Origin of the sequence: Yoonia sp. F2084L (assembly GCF_023015625.1) — a bacterium.
Taxonomy (GTDB): domain Bacteria; phylum Pseudomonadota; class Alphaproteobacteria; order Rhodobacterales; family Rhodobacteraceae; genus Yoonia.
The window spans coordinates 561,054-582,610 of record NZ_JALKAH010000003.1; the positions used below are offsets into that span (position 1 = coordinate 561,054).

At 57.2% G+C, this 21,557-nt stretch carries 19 protein-coding genes; 12 read left to right on the forward strand and 7 right to left on the reverse strand.

What is annotated here, in order from left to right:
- Positions 1–2: 2 nt before the first annotated feature.
- A complete protein-coding gene (locus MWU60_RS11485; protein WP_247227441.1) occupies positions 3–1,223 on the reverse strand; it encodes a urate hydroxylase PuuD in 1,221 nt (406 codons plus the stop codon).
- A gap of 90 nt (positions 1,224–1,313) precedes the next feature.
- On the opposite strand from MWU60_RS11485, the gene MWU60_RS11490 reads away from it, so the two are divergent.
- The 4 genes from MWU60_RS11490 to MWU60_RS11505 are packed head-to-tail and all read left to right on the forward strand — an operon-like array spanning position 1,314 to position 5,535.
- Positions 1,314–2,234, forward strand: a complete 921-nt coding sequence (locus tag MWU60_RS11490) for a LysR family transcriptional regulator (RefSeq protein ID WP_247227442.1) — start codon at positions 1,314–1,316, stop codon at positions 2,232–2,234.
- Between the two features lie 59 nt (positions 2,235–2,293).
- A complete protein-coding gene (gene puuE, locus MWU60_RS11495; RefSeq protein WP_247227443.1) occupies positions 2,294–3,694 on the forward strand; it encodes an allantoinase PuuE in 1,401 nt (466 codons plus the stop codon).
- Positions 3,691–4,164, forward strand: a complete 474-nt coding sequence (locus MWU60_RS11500) for an ureidoglycolate lyase (RefSeq protein ID WP_247227444.1) — start codon at positions 3,691–3,693, stop codon at positions 4,162–4,164. The genes puuE and MWU60_RS11500 overlap by 4 nt, the downstream gene beginning before the upstream one ends.
- A gap of 45 nt (positions 4,165–4,209) precedes the next feature.
- Entirely contained in the window at positions 4,210–5,535 is a 1,326-nt protein-coding gene (locus MWU60_RS11505; RefSeq protein WP_247227445.1) for a nucleobase:cation symporter-2 family protein, read from the forward strand.
- Positions 5,536–5,604: 69 nt separating this feature from the next.
- Here the strand turns inward: MWU60_RS11505 and bhcD are convergent, their stop codons facing one another.
- The 4 genes from bhcD to bhcA all read right to left on the reverse strand — a co-directional run bounded on the left by bhcD (position 5,605) and on the right by bhcA (position 10,006).
- Positions 5,605–6,570, reverse strand: a complete 966-nt coding sequence (gene bhcD / locus MWU60_RS11510) for an iminosuccinate reductase BhcD (RefSeq protein WP_247227446.1) — start codon at positions 6,568–6,570, stop codon at positions 5,605–5,607.
- Between the two features lie 83 nt (positions 6,571–6,653).
- The gene (gene bhcC / locus MWU60_RS11515; protein ID WP_247227447.1) at positions 6,654–7,817 is read right to left on the reverse strand and encodes a 3-hydroxy-D-aspartate aldolase BhcC; all 1,164 of its coding nucleotides are present in this window, start codon (positions 7,815–7,817) and stop codon (positions 6,654–6,656) included.
- A 12-nt stretch (positions 7,818–7,829) separates the two neighbouring features.
- Entirely contained in the window at positions 7,830–8,816 is a 987-nt protein-coding gene (gene bhcB / locus MWU60_RS11520) for a beta-hydroxyaspartate dehydratase BhcB (RefSeq protein ID WP_247227448.1), read from the reverse strand.
- The gene (gene bhcA, locus MWU60_RS11525) at positions 8,816–10,006 is read right to left on the reverse strand and encodes an L-aspartate--glyoxylate aminotransferase BhcA (protein WP_247227449.1); all 1,191 of its coding nucleotides are present in this window, start codon (positions 10,004–10,006) and stop codon (positions 8,816–8,818) included. Before bhcA ends, bhcB begins: the two co-directional genes overlap by 1 nt.
- 163 nt (positions 10,007–10,169) lie before the next feature.
- Here bhcA and bhcR point away from each other — a divergent pair, with 163 nt between their 5' ends.
- Positions 10,170–10,997, forward strand: coding sequence for an HTH-type transcriptional regulator BhcR (bhcR, locus tag MWU60_RS11530; RefSeq protein ID WP_247227450.1), 828 nt, complete (start codon positions 10,170–10,172; stop codon positions 10,995–10,997).
- Here bhcR and MWU60_RS11535 read toward each other — a convergent pair.
- Positions 10,994–11,272 (reverse strand): hypothetical protein, encoded by a 279-nt coding sequence (locus MWU60_RS11535; RefSeq protein WP_247227451.1) that lies wholly within the window; start codon positions 11,270–11,272, stop codon positions 10,994–10,996. The genes bhcR and MWU60_RS11535 overlap by 4 nt on opposite strands.
- Before the next feature lie 159 nt (positions 11,273–11,431).
- On the opposite strand from MWU60_RS11535, the gene MWU60_RS11540 reads away from it, so the two are divergent.
- The 3 genes from MWU60_RS11540 to MWU60_RS11550 are packed head-to-tail and all read left to right on the forward strand — an operon-like array spanning position 11,432 to position 15,403.
- Positions 11,432–12,592, forward strand: coding sequence for an acyl-CoA dehydrogenase family protein (locus tag MWU60_RS11540; RefSeq protein WP_247227453.1), 1,161 nt, complete (start codon positions 11,432–11,434; stop codon positions 12,590–12,592).
- Positions 12,592–14,625, forward strand: coding sequence for an acetate--CoA ligase family protein (locus MWU60_RS11545; protein ID WP_247227454.1), 2,034 nt, complete (start codon positions 12,592–12,594; stop codon positions 14,623–14,625). The genes MWU60_RS11540 and MWU60_RS11545 overlap by 1 nt, the downstream gene beginning before the upstream one ends.
- On the forward strand, positions 14,618–15,403 hold the full coding sequence (locus tag MWU60_RS11550; protein WP_247227455.1) for a carnitinyl-CoA dehydratase: 786 nt from the start codon (positions 14,618–14,620) through the stop codon (positions 15,401–15,403). Before MWU60_RS11545 ends, MWU60_RS11550 begins: the two co-directional genes overlap by 8 nt.
- Positions 15,404–15,405: 2 nt before the next feature.
- Here MWU60_RS11550 and MWU60_RS11555 read toward each other — a convergent pair whose 3' ends face one another.
- On the reverse strand, positions 15,406–17,064 hold the full coding sequence (locus MWU60_RS11555) for an iron ABC transporter permease (RefSeq protein WP_247227457.1): 1,659 nt from the start codon (positions 17,062–17,064) through the stop codon (positions 15,406–15,408).
- Between the two features lie 171 nt (positions 17,065–17,235).
- Here MWU60_RS11555 and MWU60_RS11560 point away from each other — a divergent pair, with 171 nt between their 5' ends.
- The 4 genes from MWU60_RS11560 to MWU60_RS11575 all read left to right on the forward strand — a co-directional run bounded on the left by MWU60_RS11560 (position 17,236) and on the right by MWU60_RS11575 (position 21,508).
- Positions 17,236–17,955, forward strand: coding sequence for a DsbA family protein (locus MWU60_RS11560; protein WP_247227458.1), 720 nt, complete (start codon positions 17,236–17,238; stop codon positions 17,953–17,955).
- A 71-nt stretch (positions 17,956–18,026) separates the two neighbouring features.
- Positions 18,027–20,486 carry a heavy metal translocating P-type ATPase gene (locus MWU60_RS11565; RefSeq protein ID WP_247227459.1) on the forward strand — a complete coding sequence of 820 codons (2,460 nt, stop codon included), beginning with the start codon at positions 18,027–18,029 and terminating at the stop codon, positions 20,484–20,486.
- Positions 20,483–20,872, forward strand: coding sequence for a Cu(I)-responsive transcriptional regulator (gene cueR / locus MWU60_RS11570; protein WP_247227460.1), 390 nt, complete (start codon positions 20,483–20,485; stop codon positions 20,870–20,872). The genes MWU60_RS11565 and cueR overlap by 4 nt, the downstream gene beginning before the upstream one ends.
- A 321-nt stretch (positions 20,873–21,193) precedes the next feature.
- Positions 21,194–21,508: a metalloregulator ArsR/SmtB family transcription factor gene (locus tag MWU60_RS11575; RefSeq protein ID WP_247227462.1), complete on the forward strand. Its 315-nt coding sequence runs from the start codon at positions 21,194–21,196 to the stop codon at positions 21,506–21,508.
- The last annotated feature ends 49 nt before the right edge of the window (positions 21,509–21,557 follow it).

The window sequence follows — 21,557 nt, forward strand, 5'->3', positions numbered from 1 at the left end:
GGCTAAGACCCGGCGCGGTACCATGCGATCAGCTTGGCACGGTCCTCGGGCTCAATGTTGGTGATATTGGCTGGTGGCATCGCATGGCTGACCCCTGCTTGGAGATAGATCTCGCGCGCATGTTTGGCGATATCGCTTTCGGTCTCAAGAAACACCCCTTTGGGCGCCCATTGCATGTTGTTCCAGACCGGTTCGCGCGCGTGGCACATCGAACAGCGCCCGATGACGATATCGTGCGCCTCTTCAAAGCCTGCGGCGCTGGCAAACTGTTGTTCATAGGCGGTTAGCACCCGCGCTTCGGCCTCTTCATAGGTGTCGTGCCCGGGGTAGGTGGACAGCCATGCAATCACAATGAACAGAATGACTGTGACCGCCCATGTCCAGTTTGGCCGCCCTTTGCGGGCATGCATGGAGTTGAAGTAGTGTCGGATCGTCACCCCCATCAGGAACACGAGGGCCGCGATAATCCATGCGAACTCAGTCCCGAATGCCAGCGGGTAGTGGTTGGAGAGCATCAGAAAGATCACTGGTAGCGTCAGGTAATTATTGTGGGTGGACCGTAGCTTGGCGATCTTGCCGTATTTTGGGTCCGGGGTGCGCCCGGCTTTGAGGTCGGCCACGACGATGCGCTGGTTGGGCATGATGATGAAGAACACATTGGCAGTCATGATCGTCGCGGTGAACGCGCCCAGATGCAGCAATGCGGCGCGGCCTGTGAAAATCTGATTATAGCCCCATGACATTGCCACCAGCAGGATAAACAGCAGGAGCATCAACGTGGTGGGTTGTTCGCCCAACGGCGATTTGCACAGCAGATCGTAGATGACCCAACCGACGGCGAGAGAGGCCGCAGAAATCAGGATGCCTTGGAAAATGCTGATGTCGGCCTTGGCGGGATCAATGAGGTACAGCTCGGCACCGACCCAATAGACAACGGCCAGCATGGCAAAGCCCGATAGCCATGTCGCGTAGCTTTCCCATTTGAACCACGTCAGGTGCTCAGGCATCGCGTCAGGGGCGACGAGGTATTTCTGGATATGATAGAACCCACCGCCGTGGACCTGCCATTCTTCGCCATCGGCGGGACCGTCGATATCGCGGTTCAGGGACAGATCAAGCGCGATGAAGTAAAACGATGACCCGATCCATGCGATTGCCGTGATCACATGCAACCAACGCACCGCAAAGGCGATCCAGTCCCAAAGAATTGCGATATCGTACATGCGTGTCCCCTTATCGCCGCCAGTCTAGCCAGCAGTTACGTTTTCTTGTATTCCCTGATATTGCAAGGCTCTATCAAAAATAGCGGAATAATGTCGTATCTCGATAATATCAGAACATTCGTGCGGGTGTATGAACTCGGGTCAATGTCTGCGGCCGGGCGTGATCTGCGGATTTCGCCTGCGGTGACATCGGCGCGGATTTCGCAACTGGAGGATCATCTATCGGTGCGACTGTTTCAGCGTACGACCCGCAGCCTGACCCCGACCGCGCAAGGTAAGGCATTTTATGGTGGGGCTTGTGCTGTGTTGGATTCGGTCGACTACGCCGAGGCGCAAGTCACTGATCTGACGGAAAATCCCAAGGGTTTGCTGCATGTTGCGGCTCCGCTGGGTGTGGGCCGTCGTTTAATCGCTCCGCATGTGCCGGAATTCGCAGCCGCCTATCCCCTTATCAACGTGCGCCTGCGCTTGACCGACCGCAATGTCGATCTGACTGCCGAAGGTTTGGATGTGGCGTTTTATCTGGGTCAGCCTGCGGATAGTAATCTACGCATCAAAAAGATCGCGGATGTGGATCGGGTCTTGGTTGCGGCACCCGCCTACATCGCGGGACGGGGCAATCCTGCGGATGGTGAGGCGCTGATGCGCGACAGGCATGAATGTCTGAACCTACGCTTTCCCGGTGCGGCGGAATTTCAGTGGAACCTTGTGACCAAAAGTGGCCCGCAAAAGTTTCGTATCTCGGGACGGCTTGAATGTGATGACGGCGATGTTCTGACCGATTGGGCGCTGTCGGGCCAAGGGGTCGCGATGAAACCTGTGTTCGAAGTCGGCGACCATCTGGCAGCGGGTGCCTTGGTGGCCGTTGCAGAGGCAACGCCGCCGGTGCCGGTCCAGATGGCCTGTCTTTATACCCATCGCAGGCATCAAGACCCCAAAACCCGGCTGTTCATGGAGTTCATGATCCCGAGGATTGCTGCCGCAATCCACTCGGCGCAAAGTGTTTCGTGATTTTTTTGAAAAACGCCGACATTCTTTCACGTTAACCTGACAATGAAGAGGACGCAGTGATGCAACGCTATCCACGCGATATGACAGGGTATGGGGCGACGCCTCCGCAGGCTGAATGGCCTAATGCGGCGCGGATCGCTGTGCAAATTGTTCTGAATTATGAAGAAGGTGGCGAAAACAACGTCCTGCATGGCGATGCGGCATCCGAGGCGTTCTTGTCCGAAATTGTAGGAGCCGCAGCATGGCCCGGGCAGCGTCACTGGAACATGGAATCAATCTATGAATACGGTGCGCGTGCCGGGTTCTGGCGTCTGCACCGGTTGATGTCAGACTTACCCGTGACCGTTTATGGTGTGGCGACCGCCTTGGCTCGCGCGCCTGAACAGGTGGCCGCGATGAAAGACGCGGGCTGGGAAATTGCCAGCCACGGTTTGAAGTGGATCGAGTACAAAGATGCGCCCGAAGACGTCGAACGCGCAGATATGGTCGAGGCCATTCGTCTACACACCGAAGTCGTGGGGACGCCGCCGCGCGGTTGGTACACCGGTCGCTGTTCAACCAATACAGTGCGCTTGGCTGCGGAAACCGGTCAGTTTGCCTATGTCGCCGATAGCTATGCGGATGATCTGCCCTATTGGATGGAGTTTGGGCGCCGCGATCAGTTGATCGTGCCTTACACGCTGGACGCCAACGACATGCGTTTTGCCACGCCGCAAGGGTTTAACGCGGGCGCGCAGTTTCTGGATTACCTCAAGGCCAGCTTTGACGCGCTTTACCGCGAAGGTGGGCGGATGATGTCGATTGGCTTGCATTGTCGGTTGATCGGGCGTCCCGGACGGGCAGAGGCTTTGCGTGAATTCATTGCATATGCGCAAGGCCACGAGGGTGTGTGGTTTGCCATGCGCGAGCAGATTGCCGACCACTGGGCGCAGGTCCATCCGCATCAGCGGTTTGTGCGTCCTTCGCAGATGGATCGCGATAGCTTTGTCGCCAAGTTTGGCGGTGTTTTCGAACATTCTGCATGGATTGCGGAACGGGCGCATGGCTTGGAACTGGGTCCGGCGCATGACAGTGCTGTCGGATTGCACAATGCATTGGCGCGCATGTTCCGGTCCGCTTCACAGGCCGAGCGGTTGGGCGTGTTGACCGCGCACCCTGATCTGGCGGGGAAGCTCGCGGCGGCGAAACGGTTGACGGCGGAAAGCACGGCCGAGCAGGCCTCGGCGGGCCTTGATGCCCTGACAGATGGTGAACGCGCTGAATTTGCGACGCAGAATGCGGCATATACCGAAAAATTTGGCTTTCCTTTCATCATTGCGGTTCGCGACCATGACAAGGCTTCGATCAAGACTGCATTTGCCGACCGTCTGGCGAATGATCGTGACGTCGAATTCGCGCAGGCCTGTCATCAGGTCGAGCGGATCGCATTGCACCGCCTGAAAGACATGTTGCCGCGATGAGCAAAGATATTCGCATATCACCTTTGACCGCGCAGGCCTTTGCGCCGTTTGGGGATGTGCTGAATTGCGATGGCGATCCTGACAAGATGATCAATGCGGGGCTTTGTGGCCGCTTTCATGACCGCGCAAAAGTTGACGTCGGCGATGGCCGGGTCGGGATCAGCCTGTTCCGCTCCGAACTGCGGCAACTGCCCTACCAATGTGACATGGTCGAACGGCATCCAGAGGGGTCGCAGGCCTTTATTCCGATGAGTATGGACCCGTTTCTGGTCATCGTCGCGGATGCGGATTTGACCCCGCAAGCGTTTCTCACCGCCCCGGGAGAGGGCATCAATTTCCATCGCGGGACGTGGCATGGGGTGCTCACACCTTTGTCGGGCCCTGGGCTTTTTGCTGTGATCGACCGGATCGGTGATGGCGCAAATCTGGAGGAGCATGTTTTCGACACGCCATATCGCGTGATCTCGTAAATTCATGGACCGGCGCTAAGACCGGCCAATAACAGGGACATCAACATGACTGACACAACCTATTCCGATCCAAATGTGACGCCGCCGCTGGCGCAGGCGGTGCCACTTGGACTACAACACGTTCTGGCGATGTTCGCCTCGAATGTGACACCTTCCATTATTGTCGCTGGTGCGGCTGGTCTTGCCTTTGGCGGGCCAGAGCAGATTTACCTGATCCAGATGGCGATGCTTTTTGCCGGTATCGCGACGCTGTTTCAGACCGTCGGCATTGGCCCGATTGGCGCGCGTTTGCCGATCATGCAAGGCACCAGCTTTGCCTTTGTGGGTGTGCTTGCAGGCGTTGCCGCCACAATGGGCCTGAGTGTCGCGCTGACCGCCTGTATCATTGGCGGTATGGTGCACTTTGTCTTGGGTGCTTTCATCAAAAACCTGCGCTGGCTGTTTCCACCGCTTGTGACCGGGTTGGTGATCCTGGCCATCGGTCTTTATCTGATCCCGGTCGCGATCAAATACGCCGCAGGCGGTGCCGCGACCTTCCAGATGGAAGCAGAAAGCTTTGGCTCGCTTAAGCACTGGTCGGTTGCTTTGACCGTGATCATCGTATCGCTTGGTCTAAAATTCTTTACCAAAGGTGGGCTGTCAAATGCCGCTATCCTTGTTGGCCTGCTGGCAGGCTATGCCTTGGCCTTCGTCTTGGGCATGGTGAATTTTGCGCCGGTGGGTGGTGCCGCATGGATCACGCCAATCACACCATTACCCTACGGTTTTGAGTTCAACCTTGGCGCCGTGATTGCGGTCACACTGGTGTCGATCGTGTCAGCCATTGAAACTGTTGGCGACGTGTCAGCGACAGCCAAGGCAGGCGCAGATCGCAATGCCACGGATGAAGAGATCAGCGGTGCAACCTATGCAGATGGTCTGGGAACGGCAGTTGCCGGTGTCTTTGGTGGCCTGCCAAACACATCCTTTAGCCAGAACGTTGGCATCGTGGGCATGACAGGCATCATGTCGCGCCACGTTGTGACAATTGCCGGTCTGATCATGATTGTGTGTGGTTTCATTCCCAAGATCGGGGCGGTCATCGCTTCGATGCCTTTGCCTGTGCTGGGCGGTGGCGTGATTGTTATGTTTGGTATGGTTGCAGCTGCTGGTTTGAATATGTTGGCTGAGGAAAAGATGACCCGCCGCACGATGATCATCATCGCGGTGTCGCTGGCCTTTGGTCTGGGTTTGAACCTTGTCCCTACGGCCGTGCAGTATTTGCCGGGTGTAGTGAAGACATTGGCGACCTCGGCCGTGGCCCCAACGGCATTGATGGCGATTGCGCTAAATCTGATTTTGCCGAAGGATGAAGATGAACAGGTGGCTTAGGTTACCGTAAACGCAGAAAAGCCCCCGTCGTTTGACGGGGGCTTTTTTATTTTCGATTGGGCTTGTGGCCTAGAAATCCACGATTGTCGCGATCCCTTTTTCAACCGCAAGATCAACGATTGCTGATGCGACCGCGAGATCTTGCAAGCCGACGCCAGTCCCATCAAAGAGCGTGATTTCATCATCAGAGGTTCGCCCGGGATGGGTGCCGTTGATCACAGCACCGAGTTCGTTGACGTCGCTCTCTTTAATCAGGCCTTCTGCGATAGCGTGCTGTGCCTCGCCAATGCTGATGGATTGCGCGACCTCATCGGTGAAAACAGTTGTCTGGGCAAGCAGTGCTGCTTCGATCTCTTGCTTGCCTTTGGTGTCGGTGCCCATGCAGGCGATATGGGTGCCTGGCGCGACGTGTCCGGCCATGATTGTGGGCGCAAAGGTTGAGGTGATAGAGATGACGACATCCGCCTCGACCATGCCTTCCAATTCAACCGCCTCAAACGGGACGCCTGCCTCGTTTGCGACTTTCTCAATGTTGGGCAGCATTTCTGGGTGGTAGTTCCAGCCGATGACCTTCTCGAAGTCACGCTGCTCAAGGGCTGCGCGCAATTGGAACGTTGCCTGATGTCCTGCACCAACCATACCCATGACGCGTGCGTCTTTGCGTGCCAGATGCTTGATGGAAACCGATGAAGCCGCAGCCGTTCGCAGCGCTGTCAGCAGGTTGCCACCGACCATCGCCTTGACCATGCCTGTGTCAGGATCGAATAAGAAGACTGTGGACTGGTGATTGATATGCCCGTTCTTTTCTAGGTTGTTGGGCCAATACCCACCCGCCTTGAGGCCGAGCGCCATCCCAGCTTTGTCGAACCCTCCTTTGAAGCCGTAAAGCGCATCTTCATGGCCGATGGCTTCGCGGATCACAGGGAAATTATAGGCGTCGCCTTTGGACATAGACGCAAACACGTTCTCCACGGCGGTGAAAGCATCGGCGCGGTTCAGCAGACCGGCCATCTCTTTTTCGGGAACGATAATCATGGGTATTCTTTCTTTGTCGGCCGCTCATCGAGACCCTTGCGGGTTCTCTTCGCGATGAGCGACCGTTAGGGAGGGAAGAGCGTTTAGTAGGCTTTACCGCGTGCGGACACAGGCCACAGCGTTTCGACTTTGCCATTGCGCACACCGACGTACCAATCGTGCACATTGCAGGTCGGGTCACAGTGACCGGGCACCAGCTTCAGCTTATCGTTCACCTTCAACACACCGTCGGGGTCGGCGACAACGCCGTGCTCGTCCGAACATTTCACGTATTCCACATCCGTACGGCCATAGACCGTTGGCAGGCCACTATCGACGGACTGGGCCTTCAGGCCAGCGTCCACGATGGCTTTGTCAGCTTTGGCGTGGCTCATGACAGATGTCAGAAGGAACAATGCGTTTTCCCACTCACCTTGGTCGATGCGCTTGCCGTCCTTATCAAGGATACGGCCATAGTCGGCGTCCATGAATGCATAAGACCCGCACTGCAGTTCGTTGAAGACGCCCGATGCGCTTTCAAAATAGTAAGACCCTGTGCCGCCGCCGCCGACGATATCGCTTTCAAGGCCTTCAGCTTTCAGCATCTCCAACGTCTCCGCGACCTGTTGAATCGCGATCTCCGTTTTGCCTTTACGATCTTCGTAGCTGTCCATGTGCTGCATCGCACCCTGATAGGCTTGGATGCCCGCGTACTTCAGGCCGTCTGCCGCGTCGATCGCTTTCGCCAGATCAACGACGGGCTGGCCGTACTGCACACCACAGCGGCCTGCGCCTACGTCGATCTCAACCAAGCACTCAATCTGTGTGCCATGCTTCATCGCGGCGGCGGACAGGTCAGCGACGTTGTCGATGTCATCGACGCAGCAGATCGCACGCGCGCCCAGCTTTGGCAGACGTGCCAAGCGGTCGATCTTTTCAGGCTGACGCACTTGGTTTGACACCAGCACATCCTTGATGCCACCACGGGCAAAGACCTCTGCCTCGGATACCTTCTGGCAGCAGACACCGACAGACCCGCCCAGCTTTTCCTGTAGCAGGGCCACATCAACGGATTTATGCATCTTGCCATGCACGCGGTGACGCATGCCGTGGGATTTTGCAAAGTCACCCATCTTTTTGATGTTGCGCTCCAACGCGTCCAGATCCAGCACGAGGCAGGGTGTCTGGATATCCGCTTCATCCATACCCGGCAGGGCAGGGACGTCGTAGCCGACTTCGAGGTTTTTGAGGTTGCTCATATCGTTCATGGTTCTTCTCCCTTAGCCCTGCATCCAGGGCAGTTTATCGAGGTCTACGTTTCCGCCGGTGACAACAACACCGACGCGTTTGCCTTTGAAAAAGTCTTTGTTCTTGATGATCACGGCCAGTGGCACAGCACAGCTGGGTTCCATCACGATCTTCATGCGCTGCCAGGTCAGTTTCATCGCGTCGATGATTTCCTGCTCGGAAGCTGTGAAAATCTCGGACACATGGTTGCTGACAAAGTGCCAAGTCAGGTCCTTGAGTGGAACCTTAAGCCCATCAGCAACCGTCACCGGTGCATCATCGGCGATGATGTGGCCTGCTTTGAAGCTGCGGTAGGCATCATCGGCCTGCTCGGGCTCGGCTGCTATGATCTGCACGTCGGGGGCGATGTTGGACAACGTCAAGCAGGTGCCCGAGATCATGCCGCCGCCGCCGATCGGTGCAACAACCATATCAAGGCCACCGCCATGCTCGTCCTGCATCTGCTCCATCAGTTCTTTGCTGCAAGTGCCCTGACCCGCGACAACCCGTGGGTCATTATAAGGGTGTACAAAGTCCCCCCCTGTTTCAGCCTGCACACCAGCAAAGACTGCTTCTCGGGACGTGGTTGAGGGCTCGCATTCTGTAATGATCCCGCCATAGCCCTTCACCGCATCTTTCTTCGCTTGCGGCGCGGTGCGCGGCATCACGACATTGCACGGGATGCCCCGGCGGCCTGCTGCGTAAGACAGCGATAGTGCGTGGTTGCCGGATGAATGCGTGCAGACACCCTTCTTTGCGGCCTCATCAGATAGGCCAAAGACCGCATTGGATGCACCCCGAACTTTGAATGCACCGGCTTTCTGAAAGTTCTCACACTTAAAGAACAGCTCTGCCCCGGTGAGGTTGTTCATATACTCCGATGTCAGAACCGGGGTCCGATGGATGTATGGCTTGATGCGATCATGCGCGTCCAACACGTCTTGATAGGTTGGGATATACATGTCGTTGTGGTCTTTCATTACGCTGCATCCTTAAGGGCCATGCCGGTCGTGCCGCGATAATACTCTTGTGCTGCCGCAACGCCAGAACCCAGTTTGATATCAAGGCCAAGGTCCACCATGCACATCTCTGCCGTGGCGATCCCGGACAGGGCCATGACGTCGGTCATGCTGCCCAAGTGGCCGATACGGAACACCTTACCTGCGACTTCACCAAGTCCAACCCCAAAAGCCACACCATACTTTTCGGCGGCATGGGTTACGATGTCAGTGGCGTTGAAGCCGTCGGGCGTCTTGATGGCGCTTACTGTATCAGAATAGACGTCTGGTGTCGCGGCGCAAAGCTCAAGCCCCCAAGCGTCGACGGCGGCACGCACACCTGATGCAATGCGGGTGTGGCGGGCGAAAACGTTGTCCAAGCCTTCTTTGAGAAGCGTCTCGGTTGCCAGCAGCAGGCCGTTCATCAGACCAACCGCGGGTGTGTAAGGATAAGCGTTGGCAGCGTAGCCCTTTGTCATATCTGCAATGTCAAAGAACGTGCGCGGCAGCTGTGCTGTCTTGCTGGCATCCAGCGCCTTTTGACTAAACCCGACAATGGCGAGGCCAGCAGGCAGCATAAAGCCTTTCTGTGAACCAGTGACTGCAATATCAACGCCCCATTCATCAAAGCGGAAATCCATTGAGCCTATTGAACTCACACCATCAACAAACAGCAGCGCAGGGTGGTTCGCCGCATCGAGCGCTTGGCGCACGGCGGCGATGTCGGACTTCACGCCTGTGGCTGTTTCATTGTGCGTGGCCAGAACGACTTTGATCTTATGATCTGTGTCGGCCTGCAAGATTTCGGCATAGCGATCCGCTGGCAGGCCATGGCCCCAAGGTGTCTCGACGATCTTCACATTCAATTCGTGGCGCAGACACATATCAATCCAGCGATGGCTAAACATGCCGTTGCGTGCAGCCAGAACTGTGTCTCCGGCGGACAACGTATTGGTCAGCGCTGTTTCCCAGCCGCCTGTGCCGGTGGATGGAAAGATGAAAATCTCGGCTGTTTCAGACTTGATGATTTCCTGAACACCTGCGCGGGCAGGGTGCAGAATTTGACCGAACAAGGGTGACCGGTGATCAATTGTTGGCATGTCACAAGCCTTGCGAATAGCTTCGGGCATATTCGTGGGGCCGGGAATAAATACGGGGTTCTGAAAGCTCATCGTCCAATCCTCCATTGGGTTGAGCGTGTTTTGCCAGAGCAGGCCGCGCCTGTATATTTTTTTGAAATTATTTTTCAGAACATGGCGAGGAAATAAGTTTGTTTGTTGTCAGTGGGTTATATTTTTCATAAAGTGAAATAGATTTTCAAAAGTGGTAAAAGACATGCAAGATGATGTAAAAAGAGGCCGTGGTCGCCCCAAGGCGTGGGATGACAAAGGCGCGCAGAATACTATCAAATCGCTTGATCGCGCATTAGAGGTTCTTGTGCAGATGGGCGAGATGCAAGGCGGCACGCTGTCCGAGATCGCGGGTGCCTTGGATCAGTCCCCCGCAACGGTCTACCGCGTACTGACGACCTTTCAGGGCCGGGGTTTCGCTGACTTTGACGAACAAAGCCAAGTCTGGAGCATTGGCCCTGCTGCATTCCTGACAGGATCGCATTTCTTGCGTCGCACGTCCTTGGTTGAACGCGCCCGTCCCATCATGCGCGATCTGATGGAGGCGACGGGTGAGACGGCGAACCTTGGGATTGAGCGTGATGGTAAAGTCTTATTTCTGGGCCAAGTTGAAACCCACGCCACGATCCGCGCTTTCTTTCCGCCCGGTACTGCGTCGGCAATGCACTCGTCTGGCATCGGCAAGGCGCTGTTGTCGCGCATGGATGACAAACGGCAGCGCGAGGTTTTGGCTGCAGGTCAGTTGGAGCAATACACGCCCTTCACACTGACCGACCCGGAGGCGATGATTACGGACCTGAATGCGACCAAGGCGCGCGGCTACGCGATCGACGGTGAAGAACGCAACATCGGGATGCGCTGTATTGCGGCACCTGTGTATAATGTGTTCGGCGAGGCTGTGGCGGGGATATCGGTCTCTGGCCCGACGTCACGCATTACCGAAGATCGGATTGAAGACCTCGCTGCGCCCGTCATGGACGCTGCCACCCGATTAACCCGTGCAATTGGCGGCAACAACCGCCCTGCAGGTTAGCGTTTGGTCGACCGAATGGCACTGTTGCGATAGTTTGGGTCGTCATGGAATGGGTGGTCGCCGGTAGGGTCGATCAAATCGTTTTCCACGGAAACGCTGTTTTGCATCAGTTTTGCCCACAACCTGCGCGCCAGAAACTGCGCGATCACAACCAGGACGATGAAGGCCGCAAAGGCAGTAAGAATTGACCCAGTGCTCAGCATCACGCAAGCGCCGTCGGCACCAAAAACGATGGCTTGCAGGATACTTACGGTTTCAGTGCAATCGCCGAACATGGGGTCCTCTCATTGAACTACATAGTCATCTAAACCTTCCGCATGAAAACGGCAAACTTTTGGCGGTCCTCAGTTTTCCTGATCATTGGTGGAATTTCGCATGACATTCTCAAAAACGCTTCTTAGGGTTTTCTGTGCAATACCTAAGCGGAGCCCGCCATGCAGTTTGGCCTGACCGATGAACAACAGATGATCGTGGATACGGTCCGGTCCTTTGTTGAACATGAGATTTATCCGCACGAGGATCTGGTCGAACGCAGCGGCGAAGTCCCTGCCGAGATCGCAGATGAGATCAAGCGCAAAACGATTGAACTAGGGTTTTATGCTTGCAACTTTCCTGAAGAAGTTGGTGGTGCGGGCCTGAACCACGTGGATTTCGCATTGGTCGAGCGTGAGTTGGGGCGCGGGTCGATGGCGCTAAACCATTTCTTTGGCCGTCCGCAGAATATCCTCATGGCCTGCGATGGTGATCAACGCGAACGGTATCTGCTACCCGCTGTCAGGGGCGAACGTATGGACGCGCTGGCGATGACCGAACCTGATGCGGGGTCTGACGTGCGAGGCATGAAATGCTCTGCCGTTCGCGATGGTGGCGATTGGGTTCTGAATGGGTCCAAGCACTTTATCTCAGGCGCGGATCATGCGGATTTCTTCATTGTGTTTGTGGCGACGGGTGTTGATGAAACGCCGCGCGGCCCAAAAAAGCGGATCACCACTTTCCTTGTCGATCGCGGCACGCCGGGGTTTGAGGTGCGGGATGGCTATGCCTCGGTCAGTCACCGCGGATACAAGAACTGCATCCTTGATTTCGACAATTGTAGGCTGCCGGACGCACAGGTGTTGGGCGAGGTCGATGGCGGTTTTGCGGTGATGAATGAATGGCTCTATGCCACCCGCATCACGGTGGCCACCATGTCAGTCGGACGCGCGCGCCGCTGCTTCGACCACGCGCTCAGCTATGCAGCGGAACGTGAACAATTCGGCCAACCGATTGGCAAGTTCCAGGGCGTCAGCTTTCAGATCGCCGATATGATCACCGAAATTGACGCCGCCGATATGCTGACCCTCTCTGCCGCTTGGCGATTGGACCAAGGGCTGCCCGCCAACCGCGAGATCGCGTCGGCCAAGGTCTATGCGACAGAGATGCTGGCGCGTGTCACAGACGCGACGCTGCAAATCTATGGTGGGATGGGGTTGATGAGCGACTTCCCGATTGAACGGTTCTGGCGCGATGCGCGTGTCGAGCGTATCTGGGACGGCACATCTGAAATCCAACGCCACATCATCAGCCGCGAGTTGCTGCGCCCCTTGGGGGCCTGATGGACCCGCTGCACCGGCTTTTCCATCCTAAGACTATCGCCGTTGTTGGTGGCGGCGCCTGGGGCAGTGAGGTAATCCGGCAATGCCAAAAGATCGGCTTTGCGGGCGATATCTGGGTGGTGCATCCCACCAAGGACGACGTAGCAGGGCTGCGCCCCTTTCGCACCGTCGCTGATATGCCTGGCGCGCCTGATGCCGTTTTCATCGGGGTGAACCGGCATGCGACCGTCGATGTCGTGCGGTCCTTATCTGAGATGGGTGCGGGGGGCGCGATTTGTTTTGCGTCAGGATTTCGCGAGGCCCTGCATGAGGCCGCCGATGGCGATGAGTTGCAAACGGCCTTGCTGGAGGCCGCCGGTGATATGCCGATTATCGGCCCCAATTGTTATGGCTTCTTGAACTACGTTGATGGTGTCGCACTCTGGCCGGATCAGCATGGGGGGCTTGCCGTTGATAGCGGTATCGCGCTGATTGCCCAGTCGTCCAATGTGGCGATCAACCTGACAATGCAGATGCGCGGCCTGCCAGTGGCTTATGTTGTGACCGTCGGTAATCAGGCGCAGACGGGTCTGTCGGCGATTGGCAAGACGCTGCTGGCGAACCCCAAGGTGACCGCTTTGGGGCTTTATATTGAGGGTATTGATGACCTGAGCGCTTTGGTCGATTTGGCGCAGACAGCGGCAAGGCTGGGCAAACCGATTGTCGCTCTAAAGATCGGCCAGTCCGAACAGGCCCAGCAAGCCACGATCACACATACCGCGTCATTGGCGGGCAGTGACGCAGGGGCGGACGCATTGTTTGCCCGTTTGGGGATCGGGCGCGTGGGGTCGCTGTCGGCGTTTCTGGAAACGCTGAAACTGCTGCATGTCGTGGGACCTTTGGCGTCACCGTGCATTGCGTCAATGTCCTGTTCGGGGGGCGAGGCCAGCCTGATGGCGGATATGGCGCATGGCACCCCCATCACTTTTCCACCGTTGGCAAAGGATCAAACGGTGGTTCTGCGCAAGGTACTCGGCCCGTTGGTGACCCTATCGAACCCGTTGGATTATCACACGTTCATCTGGGGTGACGAAGATGCGATGGCGACGACTTTTGCCGCCATGATGTCGGATGCGGTGGCGCTGGGCGTGGTTATTCTTGATTTCCCAAGGCCGGATCGTTGCACGTCCCCTGCATGGGATCTGGTGCTAAACGCGATAGCAAGGGCGCAGGATGAAACGGGCCGTCCGATTGCGGTGCTCAGTTCCTTGGTTGAAACCATGCCCGAGGACGTGGCGCGTCGGTTGGTCGAGCAAGGCATTCTACCATTGTGCGGTATGGCCGAGGCGGTTGAGGCGATTGGGGTTGCAGCCAAGATTCATGATGCACCGATGGACAAACAGGTTTTTATCCCACCTCGGATGATGTCTGGTCGCGTACTGACCGAGGCAGAGGCGAAACACGCGCTTGCCGCGCGCGGTGTCGTGCTGCCTCAGGCGGCGCGCGCTGATGGCATCAATGCTCTCAAGACGGCGGCTCATGTAATCGGCTTTCCGGTGGTCCTGAAAGGGGAACGGGTCGCGCATAAGACCGAAGCAGGTGCTGTTGTGGTCGGGTTGCCAGACGAGGCTGCGGTCATCGCTGCAGGCAAGGCGATGCCAGCGACCAGCTTTCTGGTCGAGGAAATGATAGCCGATGCTACGGTGGAATTGCTGGTTGGTATCGTGCTGGATCCGGTGCATGGCTACGTCCTCACGCTCGCCGCCGGTGGCACGTTGACAGAGCTGATGTCTGATGCTGCCAACCTAGTCCTGCCGGTGACCGAACAGGACATTGCGGCGGCATTGGACCGTTTGCGGATCGCGCCTTTGCTGCATGGTTATCGTGGTGGTGCCCCGGTAAACACAAACGCTATCATTGACGCGGTGCTTGCTGTGCAATCCTATGTGATGGCAGCCACACCTTTTGAGGTGGAAATCAACCCGCTGATGTGCGGACCAGACCGGGCCGTTGCCGCCGACGCCCTTATCACAACAGGAGAGCGCCATGACTGACGGCCCCATCAAAACAAAGCGCGACGGGCATATCCTTGAGGTCACGCTGGATCGCCCCAAAGCGAACGCCATTGATCTGGCGACCAGTCGTATCATGGGCGATGTCTTTGCCGATTTCCGTGATGATCCCGACTTGCGGGTCGCGATTGTAACCGGTGCGGGTGAGAAATTCTTTTGCCCCGGTTGGGATCTCAAGGCCGCCGCCGATGGCGACGCGGTCGATGGAGACTACGGGCAGGGCGGCTTTGGTGGTTTGCAAGAGCTGCCACGCCTGAACAAGCCCGTGATCATGGCGATCAATGGGATCTGCTGTGGCGGCGGGCTGGAGTTGGCGTTGTCTGGTGACATTCTGCTGGCTGCTGAACATGCCAGCTTTGCCTTGCCGGAAATTCGCTCTGGGACCGTTGCGGACGCGGCATCTGTGAAACTGCCAAAGCGTATTCCTTATCACATCGCGATGGAGATGTTGCTGACCGGACGCTGGCTGGATGCAGAGGAAGCTGCACGCTGGGGGCTGATCAATCGCGTTATGCCCGCTGATCAGTTGATGGATGAAGCACGTAAGATGGCGGCGCTGATAGCATCAGGTCCGCCGCTGGTTTACGCTGCGCTGAAAGAGGTTGTGCGTGAAGCAGAGGATATGAAGTTTCAGGATGCGATGAACCGGATCACCAAGAGCCAGTTCCCGACTGTTGCAACACTCTATAAATCAGAAGATCAGCTGGAAGGTGCCCGCGCCTTTGCCGAAAAACGTGATCCTGTCTGGAAAGGGAAATAGGCTTAGGCTCGTCCGGTCCCAATCCGGCGGCACAGCAAGATCACAGGGATCAAGCCAATCGCGACGATCACCAGACTGGGCACCGCAGCACCTTCAAGCCGCTCGTCGGAGGCCAGCCGGTAAGCCTGCACAGCCAGCGTGTCATAGTTGAAAGGCCGCATGATCAAGGTGGCTGGTAATTCTTTCATCACATCAACGAAGACGATCAAACCGGCGGTCAGAAGGCTGGTCCGTAGCAAGGGCATATGCACCCGCCGCACCAGCCCGGGCATATCCTGACCCAGCGTGCGCGCCGCGGCGTCCATATTGGGGCCAACGGTGGCGATCCCGCCTTCGTATGCGCCGATGGCCGCTGCAAGAAAACGGATCAGATAGGCTGAGATCAGCAGCCAGATCGACCCGGTGAATAGCAATCCGGTCGAGATATCGAAGGTCGCACGCATCCATGCATCCAACGCGTTATCAAAGGCCGCGAAGGGTACCAGCAGGCCAACAGCGATCACGCCCCCCGGAACCGCATAGCCGATACGTGCCAGATAAAGCGACGTTCCGGTCAGCCGATTGGCACGCACGCGGTGCAATGTGCCCAGGATCAGCGCGGCCAGCACTGTGATCCCTGCGGCAATACTGGCCAGCATCAGCGAATTGCGGATGAACCCCAGATAGCGCGGGCTGAGCAGGTCTTGCTCAGAGCCAAGCGCCATCACACTAAGCGCCACCACAGGAAGTACGACGCCCAGCAAAATCGGCGTCAGGCAAAAGAGGGCCGCGCCGATCTTTTGCCCACTCGTGAGAACCAGCCGCTGCATCGGCGCATTGCGCCGTCCGTTGGCATATTTGGCACCACCCCTGCTGGCGCGTTCCAGCATGGCGAGAAGTAGCGCAAAGCTCAGCAGACCCAGTGCCAGTTGTGCGGCGGCGGCGCGGTCAGCCATTGTGAACCAGCTTTGGTAAATCCCAACGGCAAAGGTCTGTACGCCAAAATAGGCGACCGTGCCGAAGTCTGCGATCGTTTCCATTGCGACAAGCATGACACCGGATGCAATAGCCGGGCGCGCCATCGGCATCGAGACATGCAAGAAGGCTTTGAAGGGCGAACGGCCCAAGACTCTTGCCGCCAAAAACGTGCTGGCGCCTTGGGCGGCAAAGGCGGCGCGCGCAAGCAAATAGACATAGGGGTACAGCACCAGCGTCAACATCAGCACCGCCCCGCCCAGTGATCGGATTTCGGGGAACCAATAGTCCCGCGGCCCCCAGCCCGTTATGTCCCGCAACAATGTCTGAACAATGCCGGGATGATCCAGAATATGCGTGTAGCCATAGGCCAGCACATAGGCCGGGAAGGCCAGCGGCAGGGCCAGTGCGATCTCCATCCAGCGCCGTCCGGGGAAATCGGTCATGGTCACCAGCCACGCAGCCCCGGTGCCGATAATGGTGCTGCCCAGCATCACAAAGGCGACAAGTACGATCGTCGTCAGCGTATAGCGCACCAGTACGGTCTCGGCGAGATGGGCCAGCGTGTCGAATGACCCCGATGCTGCCGCCGCGAGTACCCCAAGATAGGGGATCACGCAGATGGCTGTCACAAAGATCGCGACCCCGGTAAAGCCGGAGCTTAACCTTGAGCGCCTGATCTTGCCTGAGGTGGGTTGTGGTTCCATGCCCGCCACCTAATCCAAAGGCGCACCAATGGGCAAGTTGGCTTTAACCGGGCTGCGTCCTTAACCCGCATGTGCTGCGATGGGACCTTACGCAGATGTGTATGGTGTATCTGTTCGCAAGATGATTGTATGCCGCCGAACGCGATTATGCTTCTTGGGATGGACATACCGATGCGCATTATGATGGCTGCCCTTGCTTTGGCCTTGCTCCCGTTTGTGGTTGCGGCGCAGGACATGACTGAAGATCAGATCAAGCAACTGGCGCTTGAGGCTATTCTGGAGAACCCGCAGATCATCATGGAAGCGGTTGCGATCCTGAATGAGCGGCGCGATCAGGAACGGGCGATCGCGCAGGCGCAGGTTTTGCAGCAGCAGCGTGATTTTCTTGAAAACGACCCTAACGCGCCGGTGATCGGGAATACCGAAGGTGATGCGGTTATCGTTGAGTTCTTTGACTACAACTGCCCGTACTGCAAACGCGCGGCGGCTGATGTGAAGGCGCTTTTGGCGGCGGATGATGAGGTTCGTGTCGTTTACCGGGAGTGGCCTATTCTGGGTGAAGGGTCCGTTTTTGCGGCCCGTGCTGCGCTGGCCGCTCGTGCGCAAGGCAAATACGAAGAAATGCATTGGGCGTTGATGGAAATGCGCGGTCGTGCGCAGGAAGCGTCCATTCTGGCTGCGGCGCGGGACATCGGGCTCGATGTGGATCAACTCGTGGTCGATATGGAAAGCGAAGAGGTGAACGCCCACATCGAAACCTCCCGCGCGTTGGCGCAAAGCCTAGGGTTTACGGGTACTCCGGCCTTTGTGATTGGTGATGCGCTTGTGCCGGGTGCTGTGCCGCTGGCTGATTTGGAAGGCTACCTAGCGGCGGCCCGCAACGGCGAGTGACCCAACTAAGCACTTGACCTTCCAGTTAGTGGAAGCCCCATAGTAGTGTTGAACCGCTTGGGAATCTTCCGATGGCATTGCATGATATCAAACTGCACCTGACAGGTCTGTCCTGCGGATCCTGCGTTGGACGGGCGGAACGGGCGCTGCAAGGCGTGCCGGGGGTGCAGGATGTGGCGGTCAATCTTGCGAATGAAACTGCGGCGGTACGGTTTGATGATCCTGCAGAATTGTCTGACATCACCGGCGCTCTTTTGCAGGCGGGGTATCCTGCCCAAGAAGAGCAGATCGTGTTGCACATTGCCAATATGAGTTGTGCGTCCTGCGTCGGGCGGGTTGAACGCGCCTTGGCAGATGCGCCCGGAGTGAAAGAAGTCGCTGTGAACTTGGCAAGTGAAAAGGCAAAAGTCACTTATATCGTGGGTATGACCACGCCTGACGGCGTCGCGGCTGCGGCAACTGACGCGGGATATCCCGCACAGGTCCCTGACCGTAACGCGACGGTTTCAGATCGGAAGGACGCCGAGGCACTTGAACTCAAACGCGACCTGACCATTGCTGCGGTCTTGACTGCGCCGGTTTTTGCCATTGAGATGGGCGGCCACTTTGTGCCGGGCGTGCACGCGCTTATTCATCAAACCATCGGGATGCAGGCCAGTTGGGTCCTGCAATTTGTGCTTGTCACGCTGGTTCTGGCATGGCCGGGCCGTGGGTTCTTTGCAAAGGGTCTACCTGCACTTTTTAAGGCGGCCCCGGATATGAATGCGCTGGTGGCGATGGGTACGGGTGCGGCTTGGGTCTTTTCCACGGTCGCAACATTCCTGCCGGGTATTTTGCCGCAAGGGACGCGTGCTGTGTATTTTGAGGCCGCAGCGGTGATTGTGACCCTGATCCTTTTGGGCCGCTATCTTGAGGCGCGTGCGAAAGGCCGCACAGGGCAGGCCATCCGCAAGCTGGTCGGATTGCAGCCGCAAACGGCAACGGTCGTGAAAGATGGCATAGCGACGATGACACCTATCGTGCAAATCACCACCGGAGACATTATCCGCGTGCATCCGGGTGAGCGGATTGCGCTTGATGGGGTGGTGGCCGAGGGCCGCTCATACGTGGATGAAAGCATGATCAGCGGTGAGCCGGTGCCAGTTGAAAAAGCCCCGGGTGCAGCGGTGATTGGCGGGACGGTGAATGGGGCTGGGAGCCTAAGCTTCGAAGTGACCAAGACCGGTGATGCAACAATGCTGGCGCAGATCATCCGCATGGTGGAAGACGCGCAAGGCGCGAAGCTACCAATCCAGGACCTTGTGAATAAGATTACCCTTTGGTTCGTTCCCGCGGTGATCTTGGTGGCTGCGCTGACCGTAATCATGTGGTTGGTTCTTGGTCCTGATCCCGCGCTCAGCTACGCCTTGGTTGCTGGCGTCGCCGTATTAATCGTGGCTTGTCCCTGCGCGATGGGCTTGGCAACGCCAACCTCCATCATGGTCGGCACTGGCCGCGCTGCTGAAATGGGCGTCTTGTTCCGCAAGGGTGACGCGCTGCAAGCGTTGCAGAACGTAAGGGTTGTGGCCTTTGACAAGACGGGCACGCTGACGGCGGGACGGCCCGAACTGACCGCGCTTCATGTCACGGATGATTTTGAAGCAGACAGCGTGCTACAAATGGTCGCCAGTGTTGAAGCACTATCAGAGCACCCCATCGCCGCGGCCATCGTGCGGGCGGCAGAAAACCGGGGCTTGGGTTTGCAGGACCCGCGTGACTTCACCACGGAAACCGGCTTTGGCGTGTCTGCGATGCTGGACGGGCGTCACATACGCATCGGCGCAGACCGGTTTATGCGCGACTGCGGGATTGACACCAAGGTATTGACCCAACAGGCAGATAAGATCGCGACCGAAGGCCAGACCCCGATCTATGCCGCGATTGATGGCCAACTTGCGTGTCTGATTGGTGTTTCTGATCCTATTAAGCCTGAGGCTCCCCAAGCGGTGAACGCCTTGCGCAAAATGGGACTGCGGGTTGCGATGATGACGGGCGACAATGCGGGAACCGCCAACGCAATCGCCGCGCAATTGGGTATTGATCTGGTCGTGGCCGAGGTCTTGCCTGATGGCAAGGTTGCAGCATTGGACACACTGCAAGCTACAGGAGACAAGGTTGTTTTTATCGGCGACGGGATCAACGACGCGCCCGCATTGGCGACCGCAGATGTTGGCATTGCCATCGGCACCGGCACCGATATCGCCATTGAAAGCGCAGATGTGGTATTGATGTCGGGCGATATCACCGGGGTGGTGAACGCCTTTGACATCAGCAGGCGCACGATGCGCAACATCCGGCAAAACCTGTTTTGGGCCTTTGCTTATAACACGGCACTTATCCCTGTTGCGGCTGGTGTCTTGTATGTCTTTGGCGGTCCGCTCCTGTCACCCATGATCGCGGCAGGGGCGATGGCGCTGTCGAGTGTCTTTGTTCTGTCAAACGCCTTGCGGTTGAGATGGGTCACACCAGCAACGAAAGGTGAAATGGCATGAATATCGGCGAAGCGGCGCAGGCCGCAGGGCTTCCGGCCAAGACGATCCGCTATTACGAAGACATTGGCCTTGTGAAGCCATTGCGCGATACCAACGGGTATCGGGCGTTTCAGGATCACGATGTGCACAAACTGACCTTCCTCGGTCGCGCCCGCGCACTTGGCTTCACCATTGAGGATTGCCGCAACCTGCTGGCTTTGTGGGAAGACACAGAACGCGCCAGTGCCGATGTGCGCGAAATCGCGAAAGAGCATCTAAACCAGATTGAGACCAAGATCGCGGATCTGGAAAGCATGCGCGATACGCTTTCGGACCTTGTGCGGGATTGTGCGGGGGATGACCGGCCGAATTGTCCGATCCTGAACAGTCTGGGCGACGTGCGATAACGCCATGCGCAATCGAAACCGCCAGAACAGTGCGTTGGCCGGGTGCAGCGATCAATGCTACTGATCTGTTCGATGTCCATCCCGCACCAACACCGCACCGAGGCTTTCATCGCAATCGTCTTAGGTGGTTTCTGTCTATTCGCTGATCAGTAAGGCGTTGATTTGCACCAGCCTGACGCTGCCTGTTGTTTTCGTGGGTATCGGTCAACGCCAGAGGTGTAAGCGCCCAGGACGGACTAGAATGCGGCGGCGTTCGGGTTTGGAGCCAGCCCGAATTTCACAATGCTTGCACAAAACTATATTTCTAGTTATATGACAATTATGACTGACTTAACCTTCACAGCCCGCGCACTTGCCGCCCTCGGACATGAGGCCCGGCTTAAGGTGTTTCGTCTTCTGGTACGCTCAGGCGATGAAGGGCTGATCATCGGCGATATTGCCGATCATACTGGCATGCCTTTGTCCACGCTGGCACATCATCTGCGCGCGCTTGTCTCGGCAGGATTGGTTACACAAGAGCGTCGGGGGCGGGAAACCCTGAACCGCCCCGATTTTGCTACGGTGAATGCCGCCCTGTCATTTCTAACAGCCGAGTGCTGCCAGGGCGTCGCAATCGTCCGGAAGGGTGCCGCATGACGAATGGGTGCATTTTTTCTTACCATAAAGAAACTATAAAACTGGATAT

Bases quoted from the DNA above. Each gene is read 5' to 3' on its own strand.
- MWU60_RS11485 (WP_247227441.1), bottom strand. From the start codon at position 1,223: ATGTACGATATCGCAATTCTTTGGGACTGGATCGCCTTTGCGGTGCGT.
- MWU60_RS11490 (WP_247227442.1), top strand. From the start codon at position 1,314: ATGTCGTATCTCGATAATATCAGAACATTCGTGCGGGTGTATGAACTC.
- puuE (WP_247227443.1), top strand. From the start codon at position 2,294: ATGCAACGCTATCCACGCGATATGACAGGGTATGGGGCGACGCCTCCG.
- MWU60_RS11500 (WP_247227444.1), top strand. From the start codon at position 3,691: ATGAGCAAAGATATTCGCATATCACCTTTGACCGCGCAGGCCTTTGCG.
- MWU60_RS11505 (WP_247227445.1), top strand. From the start codon at position 4,210: ATGACTGACACAACCTATTCCGATCCAAATGTGACGCCGCCGCTGGCG.
- bhcD (WP_247227446.1), bottom strand. From the start codon at position 6,570: ATGATTATCGTTCCCGAAAAAGAGATGGCCGGTCTGCTGAACCGCGCC.
- bhcC (WP_247227447.1), bottom strand. From the start codon at position 7,817: ATGAACGATATGAGCAACCTCAAAAACCTCGAAGTCGGCTACGACGTC.
- bhcB (WP_247227448.1), bottom strand. From the start codon at position 8,816: ATGAAAGACCACAACGACATGTATATCCCAACCTATCAAGACGTGTTG.
- bhcA (WP_247227449.1), bottom strand. From the start codon at position 10,006: ATGAGCTTTCAGAACCCCGTATTTATTCCCGGCCCCACGAATATGCCC.
- bhcR (WP_247227450.1), top strand. From the start codon at position 10,170: ATGCAAGATGATGTAAAAAGAGGCCGTGGTCGCCCCAAGGCGTGGGAT.
- MWU60_RS11535 (WP_247227451.1), bottom strand. From the start codon at position 11,272: ATGTTCGGCGATTGCACTGAAACCGTAAGTATCCTGCAAGCCATCGTT.
- MWU60_RS11540 (WP_247227453.1), top strand. From the start codon at position 11,432: ATGCAGTTTGGCCTGACCGATGAACAACAGATGATCGTGGATACGGTC.
- MWU60_RS11545 (WP_247227454.1), top strand. From the start codon at position 12,592: ATGGACCCGCTGCACCGGCTTTTCCATCCTAAGACTATCGCCGTTGTT.
- MWU60_RS11550 (WP_247227455.1), top strand. From the start codon at position 14,618: ATGACTGACGGCCCCATCAAAACAAAGCGCGACGGGCATATCCTTGAG.
- MWU60_RS11555 (WP_247227457.1), bottom strand. From the start codon at position 17,064: ATGGAACCACAACCCACCTCAGGCAAGATCAGGCGCTCAAGGTTAAGC.
- MWU60_RS11560 (WP_247227458.1), top strand. From the start codon at position 17,236: ATGCGCATTATGATGGCTGCCCTTGCTTTGGCCTTGCTCCCGTTTGTG.
- MWU60_RS11565 (WP_247227459.1), top strand. From the start codon at position 18,027: ATGGCATTGCATGATATCAAACTGCACCTGACAGGTCTGTCCTGCGGA.
- cueR (WP_247227460.1), top strand. From the start codon at position 20,483: ATGAATATCGGCGAAGCGGCGCAGGCCGCAGGGCTTCCGGCCAAGACG.
- MWU60_RS11575 (WP_247227462.1), top strand. From the start codon at position 21,194: ATGACTGACTTAACCTTCACAGCCCGCGCACTTGCCGCCCTCGGACAT.